General features: G+C 69.5%; 19 protein-coding genes. 12 read left to right on the forward strand and 7 right to left on the reverse strand.

The features are described from left to right. The first annotated feature begins 40 nt into the window (after window positions 1-40). The 5 genes from ACFY1E_RS12540 (at window position 41) to ACFY1E_RS12560 (ending at window position 4,258) form a co-directional block, all read left to right on the forward strand. A complete protein-coding gene (locus tag ACFY1E_RS12540) occupies window positions 41-721 on the forward strand; it encodes an SDR family NAD(P)-dependent oxidoreductase (protein ID WP_389074626.1) in 681 nt (226 codons plus the stop codon). A gap of 82 nt (window positions 722-803) precedes the next feature. Further along, a complete protein-coding gene (locus ACFY1E_RS12545) occupies window positions 804-1,175 on the forward strand; it encodes a DoxX family protein (protein ID WP_389074629.1) in 372 nt (123 codons plus the stop codon). A gap of 205 nt (window positions 1,176-1,380) precedes the next feature. Further along, entirely contained in the window at window positions 1,381-2,019 is a 639-nt protein-coding gene (locus ACFY1E_RS12550) for an NAD(P)-dependent oxidoreductase (protein WP_389074631.1), read from the forward strand. 15 nt (window positions 2,020-2,034) lie between these two features. Next, entirely contained in the window at window positions 2,035-3,075 is a 1,041-nt protein-coding gene (locus tag ACFY1E_RS12555; RefSeq protein ID WP_389074634.1) for an LLM class flavin-dependent oxidoreductase, read from the forward strand. Between the two features lie 133 nt (window positions 3,076-3,208). Then, window positions 3,209-4,258 (forward strand): virginiamycin B lyase, encoded by a 1,050-nt coding sequence (locus tag ACFY1E_RS12560; RefSeq protein WP_389074636.1) that lies wholly within the window; start codon window positions 3,209-3,211, stop codon window positions 4,256-4,258. Window positions 4,259-4,816: 558 nt separating this feature from the next. Here the strand turns inward: ACFY1E_RS12560 and ACFY1E_RS12565 are convergent. Continuing rightward, complete coding sequence (locus tag ACFY1E_RS12565) at window positions 4,817-5,485, reverse strand: TetR/AcrR family transcriptional regulator C-terminal domain-containing protein (protein WP_389074639.1); 669 nt, start codon at window positions 5,483-5,485, stop codon at window positions 4,817-4,819. Between the two features lie 117 nt (window positions 5,486-5,602). On the opposite strand from ACFY1E_RS12565, the gene ACFY1E_RS12570 reads away from it, so the two are divergent. The 3 genes from ACFY1E_RS12570 (at window position 5,603) to ACFY1E_RS12580 (ending at window position 7,957) form a co-directional block, all read left to right on the forward strand. Continuing rightward, window positions 5,603-6,370, forward strand: a complete 768-nt coding sequence (locus ACFY1E_RS12570) for an SDR family NAD(P)-dependent oxidoreductase (RefSeq protein ID WP_389074641.1) — start codon at window positions 5,603-5,605, stop codon at window positions 6,368-6,370. A 631-nt stretch (window positions 6,371-7,001) separates the two neighbouring features. Next, window positions 7,002-7,328 carry a non-heme iron oxygenase ferredoxin subunit gene (locus tag ACFY1E_RS12575; protein WP_389074644.1) on the forward strand — a complete coding sequence of 109 codons (327 nt, stop codon included), beginning with the start codon at window positions 7,002-7,004 and terminating at the stop codon, window positions 7,326-7,328. Beyond that, complete coding sequence (locus tag ACFY1E_RS12580; RefSeq protein ID WP_389074646.1) at window positions 7,328-7,957, forward strand: TetR/AcrR family transcriptional regulator; 630 nt, start codon at window positions 7,328-7,330, stop codon at window positions 7,955-7,957. The genes ACFY1E_RS12575 and ACFY1E_RS12580 overlap by 1 nt, the downstream gene beginning before the upstream one ends. 2 nt (window positions 7,958-7,959) lie before the next feature. On the opposite strand, the gene ACFY1E_RS12585 is transcribed toward ACFY1E_RS12580, so the two are convergent. After that, a complete protein-coding gene (locus ACFY1E_RS12585; RefSeq protein ID WP_389074649.1) occupies window positions 7,960-8,655 on the reverse strand; it encodes a TetR/AcrR family transcriptional regulator in 696 nt (231 codons plus the stop codon). A gap of 362 nt (window positions 8,656-9,017) precedes the next feature. Here ACFY1E_RS12585 and ACFY1E_RS12590 point away from each other — a divergent pair, with 362 nt between their 5' ends. From ACFY1E_RS12590 to ACFY1E_RS12600, 3 genes are all read left to right on the forward strand, one after another. Beyond that, complete coding sequence (locus ACFY1E_RS12590; protein WP_389074651.1) at window positions 9,018-9,362, forward strand: DoxX family protein; 345 nt, start codon at window positions 9,018-9,020, stop codon at window positions 9,360-9,362. 88 nt (window positions 9,363-9,450) lie between these two features. Then, window positions 9,451-10,503: an LLM class flavin-dependent oxidoreductase gene (locus ACFY1E_RS12595; RefSeq protein ID WP_389074654.1), complete on the forward strand. Its 1,053-nt coding sequence runs from the start codon at window positions 9,451-9,453 to the stop codon at window positions 10,501-10,503. A 65-nt stretch (window positions 10,504-10,568) separates the two neighbouring features. Then, entirely contained in the window at window positions 10,569-10,880 is a 312-nt protein-coding gene (locus ACFY1E_RS12600) for a hypothetical protein (RefSeq protein ID WP_389074656.1), read from the forward strand. Window positions 10,881-10,934: 54 nt separating this feature from the next. Here the strand turns inward: ACFY1E_RS12600 and ACFY1E_RS12605 are convergent, their stop codons facing one another. After that, window positions 10,935-11,648: an SDR family NAD(P)-dependent oxidoreductase gene (locus ACFY1E_RS12605; RefSeq protein WP_389074658.1), complete on the reverse strand. Its 714-nt coding sequence runs from the start codon at window positions 11,646-11,648 to the stop codon at window positions 10,935-10,937. 574 nt (window positions 11,649-12,222) lie between these two features. Here ACFY1E_RS12605 and ACFY1E_RS12610 point away from each other — a divergent pair. Further along, window positions 12,223-13,632, forward strand: coding sequence for an amidohydrolase family protein (locus ACFY1E_RS12610; protein ID WP_389074661.1), 1,410 nt, complete (start codon window positions 12,223-12,225; stop codon window positions 13,630-13,632). A 194-nt stretch (window positions 13,633-13,826) separates the two neighbouring features. Here ACFY1E_RS12610 and ACFY1E_RS12615 read toward each other — a convergent pair whose 3' ends face one another. The 4 genes from ACFY1E_RS12615 to ACFY1E_RS12630 form a co-directional block, all read right to left on the reverse strand. Next, on the reverse strand, window positions 13,827-14,258 hold the full coding sequence (locus ACFY1E_RS12615; protein ID WP_389074663.1) for a cupin domain-containing protein: 432 nt from the start codon (window positions 14,256-14,258) through the stop codon (window positions 13,827-13,829). 374 nt (window positions 14,259-14,632) lie between these two features. Next, window positions 14,633-15,829 (reverse strand): XdhC family protein, encoded by a 1,197-nt coding sequence (locus ACFY1E_RS12620; protein ID WP_389074666.1) that lies wholly within the window; start codon window positions 15,827-15,829, stop codon window positions 14,633-14,635. Between the two features lie 140 nt (window positions 15,830-15,969). Further along, a complete protein-coding gene (locus ACFY1E_RS12625; RefSeq protein WP_389074668.1) occupies window positions 15,970-18,165 on the reverse strand; it encodes a xanthine dehydrogenase family protein molybdopterin-binding subunit in 2,196 nt (731 codons plus the stop codon). Beyond that, window positions 18,162-19,142 carry an FAD binding domain-containing protein gene (locus ACFY1E_RS12630; protein ID WP_389074671.1) on the reverse strand — a complete coding sequence of 327 codons (981 nt, stop codon included), beginning with the start codon at window positions 19,140-19,142 and terminating at the stop codon, window positions 18,162-18,164. Before ACFY1E_RS12630 ends, ACFY1E_RS12625 begins: the two co-directional genes overlap by 4 nt. Between the last annotated feature and the right edge of the window lie 12 nt (window positions 19,143-19,154).

Here is a 19,154-nt window from a genome sequence, read left to right on the forward strand (position 1 = left end):
CCCCCGCCCCGCGTCAACGATTCACGAAAGAGAGCCGATCGTGCCCACTCTCGCCATCGTCGGCGCCGGCCCCGGCATGGGTCTGGCCATCGCCCGCACCTTCGGCAGCTGCGGCTTCGACATCGCCCTGATCGCCCGCACCAAGGACAAGCTGCAGACGCTGGTCGACCAGCTCGGCCAGGAAGGCATCACTGCCGCCGCCTTCCCCGCCGACGTCATGGACCGCGCCTCGCTCACCGACGCCCTGGACGCGGCCAAGGCCCACTTCGGCGGAATCGACGTACTGGAGTACTCCCCGGCCCCGCACTCCCCGGTGCCCGGCCTCACCATGGCCGCCGCCTCGGAAGTCACGGTCGACAATCTGAGGCCGCAGATCGAGTACACCCTCTACGGCGCCGTCGCCGCCGCCCAGGCGGTACTGCCCGCCATGCGCGAGGCGGGTGCCGGGACGCTGCTGTTCACCACGGGCGGCGGCTCCGTGAGCCCCGTGCCGGCGCTCGGCAACGTCAACGCCGCCGCGGCGGCACTGCGCAACTGGGTCATCAACCTGCACAACGAGCTGGCCGGCACCGGCCTGCACGCCGCGCACGTGGCGATCAACGTGTGGATCGGCGACGGCGGGCCAGCGGGTTTCCCGACGGCCACACCCGAGCAGATCGCCCCCCTGTACTGGGACCTGTACGAACACAGCCACCGCTCCGAGGTCGTCTTCAGCGGCTGACCGGTGGCCGGTCACCAGGGGAGGGGCGACCCGCCCCTCCCCACCCCGTCCCCCTTCTCCCCCTTCTCAAGGAACCCCTACCGTGAACGTCTTCTTGTGGATCGTGCAGGCCGTGCTCGCCGCCATGTTCGCCATGGCCGGTGTCATGAAGTCCACCCAGCCCAAGGACAAGCTGGTCGAGAAGTTGCCCTGGACGGCCGACTTCTCCCAGGGCACAGTCCGCTTCATCGGCATCGTGGAGTTCGCCGCCGCCCTCGGGCTGATCCTGCCCGCGGCCACCGACATCGCGCCCGTCCTGACCCCGCTTGCTGCGACCGGCCTGGCGGTGGTGATGGTGCTGGCCGCGATCACCCACGCCCGCCGCAAGGAACCCGCCGCGATCGCCTTCAACGCCGTCCTGCTGATCCTGGCCGCCCTGGTGGCCTGGGGACGCTTCGGCCCCTACAGCTTCTGACTTCTTCGAGGCCTTCTGACTTCTTCGCGCGCTCCTGCCCACATGAGGGGCGTGCAGCACCCAGCGGTCGGGCCCACCGGCCAGGACACCACATGTGTGCGGACCGGCGACTAAGCCACCGAAGCCCGGGGTCACAAGGCCACACGCTCGTCGCCGGCGGGCCCGACCGTCTGCTCCTCCATCCACCGTGAAGGACCCACCCCTGATGCATGTCACCGTCTTCGGCGCGTCCGGCGCCATCGGTCGCCTCGTCGTCCAGCGGCTCCTCGACGACGGCCACCAGGTCACCGCCCTGGTCCGCACTCCTTCCAAGCTCACCCTCACCCACCCCCACCTCACGGTTGTCACCGGGCAGTTGTCCGACCGGGACGCTGTCGAGCAGGCCGTCACCGGCTCCGACGCGGTGATCAGTGCGCTCGGCCCGTCCCTGAAGCGGTCCGCGACCGGCACCCCGCTGACCGACGGGACCCGCACCATCGTGCAGGCCATGGAGGCGCAGAAGGTGGCCCGCTTCATCGGCCTGGCCACTCCCTCGCTGGCGGATCCGCGGGACGAGCCGCACTGGAAGCACAAGGTGCTCCCCGTCATGGCCGGGCTGATGTTCCCCAACGCGCTGGCCGAGCTGAGGGGCATGACCGAGGCCGTCACCGGCTCCGGTCTCGACTACACCATCGCCCGCATCACCAACCCCACCGACAAGCCTGCCACCGGCCGCTTCCGCTCCGGTTTCCTCGGCCACGACAAGGTCGGCTCCGCGATGAGCCGCGCCGACATCGCCGCGTTCCTCGTCGCCCAGCTCACCGACACCCGCTACCGGCGGGCCATGCCCGCCATCAGCAACTGAAGTCAGGACCTCGTCATGACCTTCGAACTCGGCGTCTACTCCTTCGGCAACACCCCGCGCCTGCCCGACGGCAGCCGCGGCCCCACCGCGCAAGCCATCCGCGATGTGCTGGAGGCCATCAGACTCGCCGACGAGGTGGGACTGGACTTCTTCGGAGTGGGCGAGCACCACATGCGAGCGATGCCGCTGTCCTCGCCCACCTCCGTGATCAACGCCGCCGCGGCCACCACCCACCGGATCAAGCTCGGCACCACGGTCACCGTCCTGTCGACCGACGACCCGATCCGGGTGTTCCAGCAGCTCGCGACTGCCGCATCCCTCGCTCCCGGACGCATCGAAGCGGTCGCCGGACGGGGATCGTCGACGATCACGTTCCCGCTGTTCGACCACGACGAGCACGACTACGACATGCTGTACGCCTCCAAACTCGCCCTGCTCATGGCCGTCAACGCCGGCGAGAACGTCACTTGGAGCGGCCCGCACCGCAGGCGGCCGCTGCAGGAGGCCACCGTCTTCCCCCGCCCCGAGCAGCCGCTGAAGATCTGGCTGGGCACCGGCGGCAGCCCGGACTCGGTCTACCGTGCCGTCGAGTCGGGGCTGCCGATGTTCCTCGGTGTCCTCGGCGGCACTCCCGAGTACTGGGCGCGGTACGGCCACGCCTACCGTGCGGCCTGGGACCAGGCCGGCCACCCCGCAGAGCGGGCCGACATCGCGGTCTCCATGCACGGTTTCGTCGCCGAGTCCGGCGTCCAGGCCCGGTCGGCCTACCTGGAGTACGAGCACCGCATGATGGTTGAAGGCTCAGCCGAAGTGGGCCGCCCGGCCCCGTCACGCGCTGATCGCGCCGCGGCCCTCGAACCCGGCGGCATGGTCTTCGTCGGCAGCCCCGACGAGATCGCCGACCGCATCCTCCACCTGCACGAACTGCTCGGTCACACCCGCCAGATCCTGCAGATGGACGTCGGCGGCATGCCGCAGCGCGACTTCCTGCACGGCATCGAACTGCTCGGCACCAAGGTGCTCCCCCAGATCCGCGCCGAACTGGCGAACCCATGAACCACTCGGGCCTGGGCCAGGCAACTTCCTGGCGCTGCCCCCCGGCACCACGCGCAGCACTGCGCCCAATCGGGCGCGTTTCGTAACTCGTTCTCCCCCCAGGAAAGGCACATTCCCCATGTCAAGAGCATTAGTGAACCAGACTCTTCGGACCGTCACCCGCAGGGCAGCGGTGCTCGGTGCCGCCCTGCTCGCCTTCAGCGTGCCAGCCATTTCCTCAGCCGGAGCCCAGACCGGCAGGATCACGGAGTTCAGCACACCGACGGCGGACAGTCAGCCCCTGGACATTGTCCCGGGATGTGACGGCAGGCTGTGGTTCACCGAGACCAAGGCCAACAAGATCGGGCGCATCACGCCGGACGGCAGGATCACGGAGTTCGGCGAGGGCATCACCCCCGGCGCCGCTCCCGCCTTCATCACCCCGGGTCCCGACGGCAACTTCTGGTTCACCGAGGCATTCGCCACGGACGGTACCGGCCCCGCTCCCGAGAAGGTGCAGATCGGCCGTATCACGCCGAAGGGCAAGGTCACGGAGTTCAGCGAGGGTCTGAACCCCGCCGACGGACTCGGCTACATCACCGCGGGCCCGGACGGCAACGTGTGGTTCGCCCAGGACAGGGGTGGCCTGGTCGGCCGCATCACGCCAAACGGCAAGATCACGACGTTCAGTGAGGGAATCACGCCGGGCAGTTCGGTCCAGGGCATCACCGCAGGTCCGGACGGCAATCTGTGGTTCGCCGTAGCGCAGGACCGGATCGGCCGCATCACCCCCCAGGGCAAGGTGACCGAGTTCAGCACGGGCATCACGCCCGGCAGCTCGCCGGCCGAGATCACGGTCGGCGCGGACGGCAACCTGTGGTTCACCGAGGCCTTCGGCGCCCGGATCGGTCGCATCACACCGCAGGGCAAGGTGACCGAGTTCAGCACGGGCATCACACCGGGCAGCCTTCCCCGGGGCATCACGAGTGGACCGGACGGAAACATATGGTTCACCGAGTTCGGCGGGCCCTTCGCGACCGACGGGAATCGGATCGCGCGCATCACGCTGAAGGGCAAGGTCACCGAGTACTCCGATGGCCTCACTCCCAATGCCCTGCCATTCGGCATCACGACCGGCCCGGACGGCCAGGTCTGGTTCGCCGAAGCAGCCGTCAGCAAGATCGGACGTATCACCGTCAAGTAGCCGGAGAGCCGGAAGCCCCGGAGGAGATCCTCCCAGGTACATCCGGCGACGGTCGCCAGGTGGGGATCGCCCGGCAGCTCACCGACGCCCCCGCGCGGGCAAGATGGTCGCGCGGCCGACGGGAACCGCCGACAGAACCGCTGAGTTCGGTCACCGAGGTTGGGGGGTGGGCATCGGTTCTCCCAGGGATCTCCGGGTGGACAGTGATGCGGACGACGAGAACTCGACCCCTTGGACGATGTTCGAGGTTGCCTCAACAGCCTCATTAGGCATCGTCCAAGGCATCAAGGTCACGTCGCCGCGGCGATGGACGTGAGTGAAAGCCACGGCCCCGACCAGCCTTCTCTGCGCGCACACGTCAATGCACTCTTGTCCGTGCGCCGATCGAGACGGTGGAGCGGCCGCGGATCGCGGGCGGCACGTTCATCCCCGGTCCGCGACCGCACGACGGGCATGGCACCCACATCGACACCGAGTACACAACCTCGCCTTCGCCGCGTGAGCCTACGCCTCGATGGGCCCGGCTCAGACTGCCCACTCGCGGCCCTCCGCAGCGCCTCAGCCGGCCTTGTTCGCGGTGGAACGCCCGGTGAGGATCAGGTCGACGCCGTAGGCGAAGCGGTCGTCGAAACTGCCCCCGGTGAGGTGCGCGATCGTCTCCGCAAGGCACGGGAAGGCCGCCGGATCGGCCGCCGCCGCCTCGACACCGGGGGTACGGTCCGGCGATGCCTGCTCCTCGTTGACCAGGCTGATCACGAAGTAGATCAGGGTCCAGGCCGTCCAGGCCACCTCCTTCGGGCTGCGTCCGGTGGCACTCAGAGCAGAATTGAACGCCTCGGCGAACGCCAGCTGGTGGGGGCGGGTCAGCGAGAAGCCCTCCCGCATCAGACGCGCACCGTCGCGATGGGAACGCAGCGTCGCACGGAACGACTTGAGGAGCTTGCGGACCCGGTCTTCCGGACGCCGGGGCAGGCGGGCGGGCAGACAGCCGGCCATCATCGCGTCGGCCACCGCGCCGAGCAGACCGACCTTGTCCTTCACGTGCCAGGCCACCGCATTGACCCGCACCCCCAGCCGGCCGGCGACGGCCCGCAGGGACAACCTGTCGAAACCGTCGCCGTCCAGCACCGCCAGGGCGGCGGCAACGATCTGCCCTTCGGTCAGGCCGACATGGGCCCGGGAAACGGCTGGGCAGGGCTGGTCTGCTGAGTTTGACGTCTTGGACACCGCCCAATGATACTCGCAACACGCCTTGGACACTGCCCAAGGAAATCCGTCCGCGCCCGCGAAGCTGTCCAGCCACCGGCGGCAGCTCGCGGTTCGGGCCTTCGAAGGGACATGATCATGGGGAAACTCAGCGGCAAGACCGCTCTTGTCACCGGTTCGAGTCGAGGCATCGGCCGGGCCACGGCCGTCGCCCTGGCCCGCGAGGGGGCACTGGTCGCCGTGCACTACGCACGCAATGAGCAGGCCGCCAAGGAGACCGTCCAGCTCATCGAGAAGGACGGCGGCCGAGCCTTGACGGTCCACGCGGAACTGGGCGTGCCTGGCGACATCGACCAGTTGTTCCGCGGCCTGGAGGACGGCCTGAAGCAGCACACCGGGCGGACCACCCTGGACATCCTGGTGAACAACGCCGCCGCGAGCACAAGCTCCCCTCTTGCGCCGGAGGATGTCTCCGTCGAGGAGTTCGACAGGATGTTCGCGGCCAACGCCAAGGCGCCCTTCTTCGTCACCCAGCGCGCCCTCGGGCTCATCCCTGACGGGGGACGCATCATCAACATGTCCTCCGCCCTGACCCGCGTCGCCAACCCCTCGCAGGTCGTCTACTCGATGAGCAAGGGCGCGATCGAACAGCTCACGCTGCACCTCGCGCGGCACCTCGCCCCCCGGGAGATCACGGTCAACACCGTGGCTCCCGGCGTCACGGACAACGGGCAGGAGTTCTGGAAGATCCCCGAGGTACGGGAGCAGATGTCCCGGACGACGGCGTTCAAACGCCTCGGCGCACCGCAGGACATCGCCACCGTGGTGGCCTTCATCGCCACTGACGAAGCTCGCTGGATCACCGGCGCGTTCATCGACACCAGCGGTGGCACCCTCCTCGGCTAGGGCATGCATCGAACGTGCGGGCCACTCCTTGGATGGCCGCTATGAGGACCGTTACCTCGTAGCGGACTGCGAGCCGGTGGTTCCTCGTGGTGCCGCGCCGCCTGCGGTTGCGCGTCTGGTCTGCTGTCCGGGATGGTCCAGCGGCTACGACGCCGCAGCAGGCAGGCGCGGTTCTTGCGGAAGGCGTCCGGCACGGCCCGGGACGACCTCGAACTGCGGGGAGTCACCCCGCCGCCCGGCCATGCTCACGATCAACAGGGGGTCCTTCGCATCGGCCGTGCCTGCAGGGCGCTACAGATCCGCCGCCATGGCCCGTCCCCGGCGGGCATGTCCCGCCGCGGGATCTCGGTGCGGACGCGGAACCGTATGCCGTCGGTCAGCTGTCGTTGGGCCCATGCCCGCCACCGCACGGACTCGCTCCCGTTCGGCGGCCACAGCGGCTCCAGCACCATCCCCTTCCGATGCATGACCTAGGCCCATCTACCGAGAGACGGATGAGACCGGTGTCGGATCCTCGAGACGACCCTCGTCGCTAGCTTGGGTCATCGAATCAGCACACGCGTTCCGTTCGACGCGAGCACGGACACCCTCCCGATCACCGCCCTTACCTTCCGATGTCTCAAGGAGCGCGATGCCCGACAACGACTACACATACCTGTGCGCGCTCGGTGCGTTGAAGAAGGGCGCGCCTCGGCGATTCGAGGTGGGCGGTGTTCAGCTGAGTCTCGTTCTCGTTGAAGAGCAGGTCTTCGCGATCCATGACACGTGTTCGCACAGCGCCGTCTCCCTCTCCGAAGGGGAGGTCGAGGGCTGCACGATAGAGTGCTGGCTGCACGCCTCGCGTTTCGACCTGCGGACCGGCGAGCCTCTCGAGCCCCCGGCGACACGATCTGTCCCCGTCTATCCGGTTCGGATCGAGGAAGGAAAAGTGTACGTACGGGTGACAGGCAGGGATTGATGGACGTTCAGGACGAGACCGCTGCCGTCGCCGAGCGTTCCGATGCCGCCCGCAACCGCGCCCGGCTGCTGGAAGCTGCCGGCCGCCTGGTCGCCGAACACGGAGCCGAGCACGTCACCATGGAGGCGATCGCAGCGGAAGCCGGGGTGGGAAAGGCCACCCTTTTCCGCCGGTTCGGCGACCGGGGCGGCCTTCTCCTGACCCTCTTCGCCGAGGCCGAGGCCGATTTCCAGAAGGCGTGCAGTTCCGGGCCGCCGCCCCTCGGCCCCGGGGCACCGGCGCCTCGTCGGCTCACGGCGTTCGGCTGTGCACTCATCGAGCGCATCGCGACCGACACCGACCTGGGTATGGCGTTGGCACGCCAACTGCCACGCGAGCGCCGATACATCTCGAAGACCGCGGGCGCCTACCACCGCCACGTGTCATCGCTCTTGGACGAAGCCGGGGTGGACGGCGACCGCGACATGCTCGCCCACGTCCTGCTCACCTTCGTGAACATCGACGCAGTGGACCACCTGCGCCACGACTGCGGTGTCCCCGTCGCCCGTCTGCAAGCCACCTGGGCAGACCTGGTACGACGCATGGTCCCACCCGACACCACCCCGGAACCACATCCGATCCGGCCCTGAAGTCAGCTGCTCTTGCCCGACTGCGGCGGGGCGGTCCCCTGGCCGGCGCGGAGCATTGCCTTGTACAGGGGTTCGTGCCCGGGTGAGTCGGGCAGAGCGCCGCGTGCCGGAGCCTCCAGAGACTGGATGAACAGGGCGACGACGCGTCGCCAGGCGTCCGGGGCGGCATCGCCGGTCGCGTTGACGACGCCCGCGTTGGCCATGTGAATCAGCACCAGGTCCGACGCGTCGAAGTCCTCACGCAGGCGGCCGGTGGCCTTGGCCCGGTCGATGAGGCGGAGCATGGCCTCGTACGCCTCATTGCGGCGTTGCTCCAGGACCTTGGCCGTGGGGAAGGTCATGGTCAGGACGTCGGCAAAGCCGCTGTCGGCGGCCTGCATCGCGCAGGCGGCCTCGATGTAGCCGACGAAACCGTTCCAAGGGTCGGGGTCCTCCAGGGCGACGGTGACCGCATCGGCGTAGGCGCCCATGCGGTCGGAGAAGACAGCGTCGACCAGTTCTTCCTTCGTGGGAAAACGGCGGAACATGGTCGCGATCCCCACGCCCGCTTCGCGGGCCACGGAGGCCATGGAGGCGTTCAGGCCGTCACGCGCGAACACCGTGCGGGCGGCGACGATGATCCGCTCCCGGTTGCGCTCGGCGTCACTGCGCAGAGGCTGAGCGGCGGGGCCGTCGGAGTGCTGGGCGCCAGGGTTCATACCAGCCAGTCTAGCAATCGGATTGACCTATCCATTTTTGGTGCTACGCTGGCCACAGCGAACCGGAGGATCCTATCCGAATCTAGAAACGGATAGGTGTCTCCAGTCCTTGTGTGACCCCGTGTGGGTCTCGTCGGCACGCTCGCCTCCGAGGGCATCACCACCCCCGTGTTCCGCGCGGACGCCCTCGACCGCGACCGCACTCACTCAGGCGCTCAAAGACGCCGCCACACAGTTCGGCGGCATCGGCGAGGCCGAGTGCGTCTTCCGGCTCTGACCCCGCACCCGCTCCCTCGTCGAACCCCGATCACGCCGCGCCGCACCAGCGCCACGGCAAAACCTGAAGAAAGTCTCCGCTCAGAATGAACGTGTTCCTTTGGATCGTGCAGGGCGTCCTGGCCGCGGCCTTCGCCGCCTCCGGCATCGTCAAGATCACCAAGCCCCAGAGCCCGGACATACCCCTGCCGGTGGTGCGCCTGATCGGTGCCGCCGAGGCCGCCGCCGCGCTCGCGCTGATCCTCCCGGCAGCCCTCGACTTCGCGACCGTGCTCACACCGCTGGCCGCCACCGGCCTCGCCGTGCTCATGGTCCTGGCCATGGGCTACCACGCCCGCCGCAAGGAGTCCATGCCGATCGGGATCAACGCGCTGCTGCTCATCCTCGCGGCCCTCGTGATGTGGGGGCGGTTCGGGCCCCACGCCTTCTGACCCCGCCCCTTCCGTTGTCACGGCGACCCGACACCCCGGCGGTACGGGTCGCCTGCTTCCAGCCCAACTGCCCTTACCCGTTCAGGAGATGACCGTGGAGATCGGCATCCTGTCCCTGTCCGACCTGCAGACCGACCCCGCCACGGGAACCCTGCACGACGCCGGGCGCCGTACACGCGAGATCGTCTCCTACGCGGTCGCCGCCGACCAGGCGGGCCTGGACGTCTTCGGCCTCGGCGAGCACCACAGCCCGGACTTCGCCGTCGCCAACCCCGCCGTCCCGCTGGCCGCGATCGCGCAGGCCACCGACCGCATCCGCCTGACCAGCGCGGTGTCCGTGCTGTCCACCGCGGACCCGGTGCGGGTGCACCAGGACTTCGCCTCCCTCGACCTGCTCAGCGACGGCCGTGCCGAGATCATCGCCGGGCGCAGCGCCTTCACCGAGGCGTTCCGTCTCTTCGGTATCGACCTGGACGACTACGACGAGGTGTTCACCGAGAAGCTGCGCCTGCTGCTCGCCATCCGGAAGAACCCCGACCACGTCACCTGGCACGGGCGCTTCCGCCCGGCCCTGGACGGCCTGCCCGTCCCGCCGCTCCCCCGCCGGCCGCGACTGCCGCTGTGGCTCGGCGTCGGCGGCACCCCCTCCAGCGTGGAACGCGCCGGGCAGCTCGGCCTGCCCATGGTCCTCGGCCACATCGGCGGGGACATCCGCCGCGCCCGCGCGGCCGTCGAGCACTACCGGGCGGTCGGCGCCGAGGCAGGGCACCCCGTCGAGCAGCTCAGGCTCGGCATCTCCACCCACTTCTACGTCGGCGCCACCTCCCAGGGCGCACGAGACGACCTCTTCCCGTACTACCGCGAATACCTGCGCCCCAAGCCGCCTACCGGACGCGGCTGGCAGGTCTCCCGCGCCGACTTCGACGCCGTATCGAGCCCGTACGGCGCACTGGTGGCCGGCAGTCCGCAGGAGGTCATCGACAAGATCCTCACCGAGCACGACCTGTTGGGCCTCGACCGGTTCCTCGGCCAGGTCGACTTCGGCGGCATGCCCACCTCGATGGTCCACGAGTCCATCGAACTCCTCGCCACCGAGGTCGCCCCCGCCATCCGCAAGGAACTCGGCCTGCCGACGCTGTGAAAGCCGGCGCCAACGGCTCCACGCCCGCCGCCGCCAGATCCCCCACTCAGAAGGAGCAGACAGGCATGACCACAACCCCCGACCCGTCGCACACCGACGCGGCACGTCTCGTCGAGGCGTTCAGGGACGCTCTGGTCCGTATGCGCGACGGAGAGAACCTGACCGCCGACGACCTCGACGTGGCCACCGATCTGCTGCAGATGGTGCAGACGCCCGGCGGCACCACCCTGGCTGCGGCGGTCATGCCGCAGTTCACGGAGGTGTTCCAGGGGCGCCAGGACGGCTCCACTCCGTCCGAACAGTCAGCGCTCCCGCCCACATCCGACCCGGCACCCCACCGCTGCGTTCTGAAGAACCCGGAACCCCGTTGGTGGTGAGAGCGCGTCCCGGCAACGCGTAGGGACGCCGCGCTTGAGTGCGGGCAGGTCGCGTCAGCCGAGCGGGACACCTGTGTGGCTCTCCAAGACGTGAACGAGGCGGGCCTGGAACTCTTCGTCCTGTGCCGCGGGGTGTGGAGTCTGCGTCTGCCGGTGGTGCCAGTAGCCGCCGGTGCTCGGGGTCACGTCGTGGTGCGTGGCGAGCCACACCTGAGTCTGGTGCCCGGCGGTCAGGTCGTCCGGTGCGCCGGCCCCACCCATCCGGGTGGGCACCCACCCGGGGTCGACCGCATGACTCGTGGTTCCCTCCCATCGGGAGGCGAACGCGAACACGAGGGTGGTGACCCACAGCTTGCTGTCGTCGTAGGAAGCGGTGCCGGCGGCCAGCCTTCGAAGGTCCGTGGAGCCGGTTCGGTGCATGGAGCTGCTGAGGTGGATGAGCCGGCCCGGTTTGTCCATCAGAGCCGTCAGCAGGTAGGGAGCGACCGTGTTGACGGTGCCCGCATCCTGGGAGTTCATAGTGCCGGCGTTGTGAATGACGGCATCGAAGCGGCCGAACTCGCCGGCCTGCCGGGCGACCTCTCGGATCTCGTCGAGGTCGGCGAGATCCCCCGTGACGACACCTTTCCACCGGGCGGTGTCCTCCTCGCCGGTGAGACGGGCCGGGTTTCGGACGTGGACGACCACATCGTGTCCCTCGTCGACCAGGGCGTTCGCCGTGTTGCGCCCGAGCCCGCCGGCTGCGCCGGTCACCAGGATCAGTGCCATGTCAGTCCTCTCCTGTCTATGTGGTGATGGAACGCGGTGAACTGGTCGGAAGTCCCCACGCTTGCGTCGGCTCGCCGCGAGATCGGGAACTCGCCGACTTCATCACGGCTGTCCACACCACGACCGTACGACGGAGTCCTGCAGGTTGGGATGTACTGCCAGTACACCCATGACCAGTGGCTCGCCACCCGCGCGCCGTGCGGGAGGGGCGTCGCCCGGGATGCCCTCGTTCCGGAGAATCTCCTCCTGTTCCGGAGTACCCAGGGGCCGTCACGAAGACGACCGGCAGGGCAGCCCCGCGTGGCGACACCTCGTCACGGGCACCACGGGGCCGCGCCCGAGGTCACCGGCGAGTGATGTACGCCACACACAAAGAGCGAAATAAGCGGAGAGTACTGTCCGTTTGATTTATCAGTGAACAGGGTGGGCGCGTCCCTTGAGGTGACGCGCCCCTTACTGATCAGGAGTAAGGGGACTCATGAACTCGGACGCCAGGACGGACACACAGAGCGGCCCTCTCCCCATGAAGCGCCGCGGGCTACTGGCAGGGACGGTCGCTGCTGCAGGTGTCGCGATGACGACGGCTTCCCGCGCGCAGGCCGCCACGACGAGCGTGACCGAGCCCGACCGCTTCCCCGCCGGGAGGCCGCTGCTCATCCGCGGGGCCACCGTCATCACGATGGACCGAGCGCATGGGATCTTGCCGGACACCGATGTGCTCGTCGTGCGCGAGAGGATCAAGGCGGTGGGCCGACGGCTGTCCGCGCCGCACGGTGCGGCGGTCATCGACGCCAAGGGCGCTCTGCTGATGCCGGGCTTCGTCGACACCCACCGTCATATGTGGCAGTCCGTGCTGCGCGGCATGGGCGCCGACTGGACACTGACCAACTACCTGGACGCGATGGGGAAGTTGCTCCCACATTTCCGCCCGGAGGACATCTACGCCGGCAACTACCTCGGCATGGTCGATGCGGTGGCCGACGGCGTCACCACCGTCCTGGACTGGTCTCATGGGTCCGTCACCCCCGCCCACGCCGACGCCGCCGTCGATGCCCTTATGGCCGTACCCGGCCGGGCACGCTGGGCGTACGGCCGGTTCCCCCTTGACGCCTCCTGGGTCACCAGCGGCGAGGTCGACCGGATCAGGGAGGCCCGGTTCAGCAGCGACGACCAGCTGGTGACCATGCAGCTTGCCCTGCACCCGCCGTCGGACGCCGCAGGAGACGCCGCATGGCGTTACGCGGTGGAACGTGACCTCCCGGTGTCCTCGCACGTCGGCGTCTTCGGCTCGGCCTCGGACTCGGAAGTCACACGCCTGGTGGAGAACGGGTTCCTGAGCCCGAGGACGACTCTCGTCCACGCCACCGAGATGTCGGACGACTCCTACCGGCGGATCGCCGACAGTGGTGCCTTCGTGTCGCTGTCGGCGGAGAGCGACCTGAACATGGGACAGGGCTACCCGCCCGCGGGGGCGGTACGCCGCTTCGGCATCCCCATCTCCCTGTCCGTAGACAGCCTGCTGGGGTGGAGCGGCGGCATGTTCTCCAATATGCGGGCCATCCTCAGCGCCGAACGCGGGTTGGTTTACCTGCGCGCACACGAGCGTGGAGAAATGGTGACCACCCTTGACCTGCGCACCGCCGACGTCGTGCACTACGCGACCCTCGGCGGCGCCGAGGCCCTCGGCATGGCCGACCGGATCGGCTCCATCACCCCGGGCAAGCTCGCCGACCTCGTGCTGCTCCGACAGGACACCCCTTCCATGACCCCGGTGAACAGCACTTTCGGGCACTTGGTGTTCCATGCCGGGCGCGGGGACGTCGACACCGTCGTCGTGAACGGCAGAGTGCTCAAGCACCGGGGCGAGCTGATCGGCCTCAACCTCCCACGGGCGCGCCGACTGGCCGAGGCGGCGCGCGACCACGTCCGTTCCGCCATAGGAGAAGAGGCGTGGCGGAACCTGATCGATCCGCCTCGCCCCTGAACCATCCTGGGACCGACGGAGCGGTCCAGGTCGTCGGCAGCCGCAGCCCGCCGTATGCCCGGTCGTCGCGGCCATCACCATCGAGGTGGTGGCCGTCTCCTGGTCCTGAGCCCTGCGACCAAACCCATTGTTCCCGGCCATGAGCGACCTCCACGTCGTCGACGCCACCTACGCCGTCATCGGCCGCCGGGTGATCACTCGAAGGAGCAGCCCGGGTTCGGGGCGTCCTCGGAGAACGGGGAGCCGTGGGGCAAGACGTAGAGGCCGACCAGGACGAGCGGGGTGTCGCCCAGGTTGCGGCCGATGTGGACATGGGCGGGTCCGGCCGGTTCCTGGATGGTGTCGCCGGTGCGGTAGACGCCGTCGGTCTCGCACGTGGAGTCGTAGTGGCTGAGGGTGCCCTGCTTGACGAAGCCGTACAGCGGCCCGTCGTGGTAGTGCCAGCCGGTGGCCTGGCCGGGCGGGATCGTGACCTCCCGAAGGATGTAGTCGGTGCCGTTCGCGGTGGTCCGACTGATCACACGGCCGGTCACCCCCGGTCCCGCGGGCGTGGCATGGGCGGAACCGCCCACCAGAAGGGCGGCGGCCACCGCCCCTGCCAGGGCGGTACTGAGCGTGCGGTGCATTCGGGCCTCCTGGAACATTGGGTACGAGAGCGGCTACCGCCGCGAACTTAGGCTGCCGCAGGGGCCGTTGAGACAAAGTCGCGTAGATCCGCACGCATGCCGCCGAAAGCCGACGCGTTCTCGTGCGGCCGGCTGTGCCGACCTCAGTGCCGCGCCACGGTCTGGCCCTCGCCCAGAACGACCGCAGTGGCGGCCCAGCACGAGCGGGCGGTACGGCCAGGACATCCTCCGAGCGCTTCGGGGCCCCGGCCGGCCCCGGTCGTGCCCGCCTGAGCTGGTGGACGGGTGTCAGCGGAGTCGGCCGCTCGCGGTTCGCGGTGTCCTTCGTGCTCTGGACCTTCAGCCCCCTGCTGTGCACTGTCGGCCAGGGGCAATCACGGAACCGCTGCAGCCTGCCCGGCAGACATAGGCACGGCCCCGTAGGCTTCGCCGATGGCCTGCTTGTCACCGTGCGCCGGAGCGGTCGGTCCGTGAATCGGGCCAGTGCCCTGAGAAAGCGGCAAGCAGCTTGCCCGGTTGGTATGAGCGATGATCTCCGCGGTGATGGAGATCGCCGTTTCCTCGGGGGTACGCGCGCCGAGGTCCAGGCCGATCGGCGAACGCAGCCCGACCAGCTGGGCTTCGGTGAGACCGGCCTCGCGCAGGAGGCGCAGACGTTCGTCGTGGGTGCGTCGGGAGCCCATCGCGCCGACGTAGCCGGCAGGGAGGCCGAGGGCGAGGCGCAGCAGCGGGATGTCGAACTTGGCGTCGTGAGTGAGGACGCACACTGCGGTACGGGCGTCCACCTCGGCGCGTTCCAGGTAGCGGTGGGGCCAGTCGACCACCACCTCGTCGGCGTGCGGGAAGCGGGCGGCCGTGGCGAAGACGGGCCGGGCGTCGCAGACGGTGACGTGATAGCCGAGGAAGCGGGCGGCCTGGCTGAGGGCTGCGGCGAAGTCGACCGCGCCGAAGATGAGCATGCGGGGGCGGGTGGCGGCCACGTGGACGAGGACGGACAGCCGCTCGGGGCAGGTGTCCGCGTCCCCGCCCAGCGTGACGCGGGCCGTGCGTCCGGCCCGCAACAGCGCCCTGGCCCGGTCCGCGACCGCCGATGCCACCGGTCCGTCGTCCAGCGTCCCGCCGACCGTCCGGCCGTCACCGAGCACGCTCAAGGTGGCGCCCAGCAGTCCGTCGGGACCGTCGACGACCTGTGCCACCGCAGCAGGTAGGCCGCCGGCCGCCTCCGCGAGGGCCGCACCCAGATGCCGCTGGTGCGCGGGGTCGATGCGCTGGACGACGACGTCGAGTTCGCCGCCGCAGGTCAGGCCCGCGGCGAAGGCGTCCTCGTCGGAGTAGCCGAACCAGGCCCGCTGGGCCTCGCCCCGGTTTTGGAGCACCTGCCGGCACAGTTCGTACACCGCTCCCTCGACACAGCCGCCGGAGATGCTGCCGACCGCGTTGCCGTCCTCGTCCACCGCGACGGACGTACCGACGGGCAGCGGTGCGCTGCCCCGGACGTCGACGACGGTAGCCAGGGCGAAAGGGCGTGCCTCGCCGCACCACCGGTGCAGTGTCTCCGCGATGTTGAGCATGAACTTTTCTCCGTGGTTTCGCCGTGGGGTGCGAAGCGGGCCGCCGCCGTGCCTGACGGGGAGCATGCGCGGCGGCGGCCCTGGGGGTCCGGGAGCCAGACGGGGAGCAGGCTGCCGAACCGGTCGAGGGGCGGCTCAGGTCAGAGCAACGCCTCAGCGGTGATGGGCAGTTGGCGGGCCCGGCGGCCGGTGGCGTTGAACACCGCGTTGGCGATGGCCGGCGCGACGCCGACGTGGACGACCTCGCCGAGCCCCTTCACCCCGAGCGGGTCGGCCTCACGGTCCTCACCGTCCAGGTAGATCGCCTTCACCTCTGGGACGTCGGCGTTGACCGGGACGAGGTAGTCGGCCAGGTTGGCGTTCACGATCCGGCCGTCCCTGTGATCGGTGACCGTGTGCTCCAGCAGGGCCGTACCGATCCCGCCCACGATGCCGCCGATCGCCTGGCTCTCGGCGAGCTTGGGGCTGATGATGCGGCCCGCGTCGTACACGCCGAGCATGCGCCGCACTCGCACCAGGCCCAGCGTCGCGTCGACGGCGACCTCGGCGAAGGTGGCGTTGTAGGCGTAGAAGGAGTGCCGCTCCGGACTGGGCGCCCCGGCGAACGAACCCAGGGCTTCCAGGTGGGGGCGGTCGTTGCGGGCCAGCAGGCTCCGGTAGGTCTCACCGCGCGCCGGGTTGTTCTTCACGTGCAGCCGCCCGCCCCGTACGACGATGTCGGCGGCCGGTACGCCGTACAGCGGCGACTTGCGGTCCCCGACGGCCAGTTCGATCGCCTGCCGCCGCACTTGGTTACAACCGTCGAGGACAGCGGAGCCGACGCTGGCCATGGTCTGGGAGCCGCCGTGCGGCGGGGTCGGCGGGAACAGCGAATCCCCCAGCCGGACGGTGACCGTGCGCAGGGTCAGCCCGAGGGCGTCAGCGGCGACCTGCGTCTGGGAGGTGTAGGTGCCTGGCCCCATGTCACTGGCCGCGGTCTCCACCAGCGCCGTGCCGTCGGCATCCAGATGGACCCGGGCCTGGGCTTGGTTGCGCTGCGTCTCGTACACGCCGACCGCGACCCCCATGCCGATCAGCCAGTCACCCTCCCGTCGCGCCCGCGGTTTCGGGTTGCGGCGGTGCCAGCCGAACTGCCGGGCGCCGACGGTGTAGCAGTCCCGCAACCGGCGGGTGGAGAACGGCAGACCGTTCGACTCGTCCTCGTTCGGCTCGTTGCGTCGGCGCAGCTCGATCGGGTCGACGCCGAGCTTGTGCGCGAGTTCGTCCATGGCGGACTCGATCACGAACGCCGCGGAGGCGAAGCCGGGGCCGCGCATCCAGATCGGGGTGTTCACGTCCAGCGGCACCGGCCGGTATGCCTGGCTGACGTTGGGCATGCTGTAGAGCATCTGCCCGGCCGGCATGACCGTCTCGGTGAACGTCTCGTACGACGAGGTCTCGGAGTCCATCTCGTGGGCCATGGCCGTCAGGCGTCCCCGCCTGTCGCTGCCCAGCCGCAACCGGTATGCGTAGGAGGGTCGATAGCCCGTGCCGAAGTACATCTGCCGGCGGCTGAGCACCAGTTTGACCGGACGGCCCGTGACCCGCGCGGCCAGGGCGGCGACGATCGTGTGCGGCCAGCAGCGCAGCCCGCTGCCGAAGGCACCCCCGACGAACGGGTTGATGACGCGTACCGAGTCCTTGGGCACGTCGAACACGGTGGAGAGTTCGTCCCGTGTGCCCACGACCCACTGCGTCTTGTCCCACACGGTCAGCTTGTCGCCGTCCCAGCGGGCGATGGTGGCGTGCGGTTCCATCGGGTTGTGGTGGTTGCGTGCCAGTTCGTAGGTAAGGTCCAGCCGTACGGCCGCGGAGCGCAGGGCGGCCTCGGCGTCACCGCGCGCGTACGTGGTCGGCTTGTCCGGCTTGGCCTCGTACAGGTCGGTCGAGGGTTGTTCGGCGTCGTAGCGGACCTCGACCAGGCTCGCGCCGTGCTGGGCGGCCTCCAGGGTGGTGGCGATCACGACGGCGACCGGCTGACCATGGAAGAGGACCTTGTCGTCCTGGAACACGCGCAGCCTGCGCCCGGGTGGGTTGTTGGAACCGGGGTTGTCGCGGTACGGCAGCTTCGGGGCGTTGCTGTGGTGGATCACCCGCAGCACACCCGCGTGTGCCAGGGCGGCTCGGGTGTCGATGGAGGTGATACGGCCACGGCCGATGCTCGCGTCGACGATGACCGCGTGTACCGCCCCGTCGATGTCGTGTTCGGCGGCGTACTGCGCCTTCCCCGTGACCTTGAGCCGGCCGTCCACGCGGGACAGAGGCGCGCCGACGGCTGCCTGCGGCTGGGGGCTCATTTGGTACCTCCTACGATACGCAGCTGGCGTTCGACGGTCCGCTTGAGCAGCTCGGCCTTGAAGCCGTTGTGCTGAAGCGGGCGGGCGCCGTCAGCGGCGCGCGCGGCGGCGGATGCCCACAGCGACTGTGAGGGGCGTTCGCCGATGAGGTGCTCCTCGACGGCGGGCAGCTTCCACGGCACCGTGCCCACTCCCCCGGCCGCCACCTTCGCCTCCCGGATCACGCCGCCCCGGACATGCAGCGCGACCGCAGCCGACGTGAGGGCGAACTCGTAGGACTGCCGGTCGCGCACCTTCAGATAGCCGGACCTGAGGGGGCGCGGAAGTGCGGGAATCTCCACCGCCGTGATCAATTCGCCCTGTCTGATGGCCTGTTCACGGTTGGGTGACTTCCCGGGGCGCAGCAGGAAGTCGGCGAAGGGGACTCGGCGTTCCCCGTCCGGGCCGAGCAGGTGCACGGTCGCTTCCAGCGCCGTGAATGCCACAGCGACGTCGGACGGGTGAGTGGCGACGCAGGCGTCGGAGGTGCCGAGGATCGCGTGGGTGCGGTTGAAGCCGTGCAGCGCGGCGCACCCCGAGCCGGGCTCGCGCTTGTTGCAGTCGGCGGTCACGTCCCGGAAGTACGTGCAGCGGGTGCGCTGCATGATGTTGCCGCCGATGGTGGCCATGTTCCGCAACTGGGCCGAGGCACTCAGCTCCAGCGCCTCGGAGATGACGGGGTACAGGGTGCGCACCTTGGGGTGGGCGGCGGCCTCGGACATGGTCACCAGCGCGCCGATCCGCAGTCCGCCGCGCTCGGTGACGTTGACCTCGCGCAGCGGCAGGCGGGAGATGTCGACCAGGGTCTGGGGGCGCTCGACGGTCTCGCGCATCAGGTCGACCAGGGTGGTGCCGCCGGCGATGTAACGCCCGCCGCGGCGACCGGCGTCGAGGGCCTCGCGGGTGTCGGAGACGCGGGTGTAGGCGAAGGGATGCATGGTGGCCGCTCC

Source organism: Streptomyces sp. NPDC001604, assembly GCF_042893475.1.
Classification (GTDB): domain Bacteria; phylum Actinomycetota; class Actinomycetes; order Streptomycetales; family Streptomycetaceae; genus Streptomyces.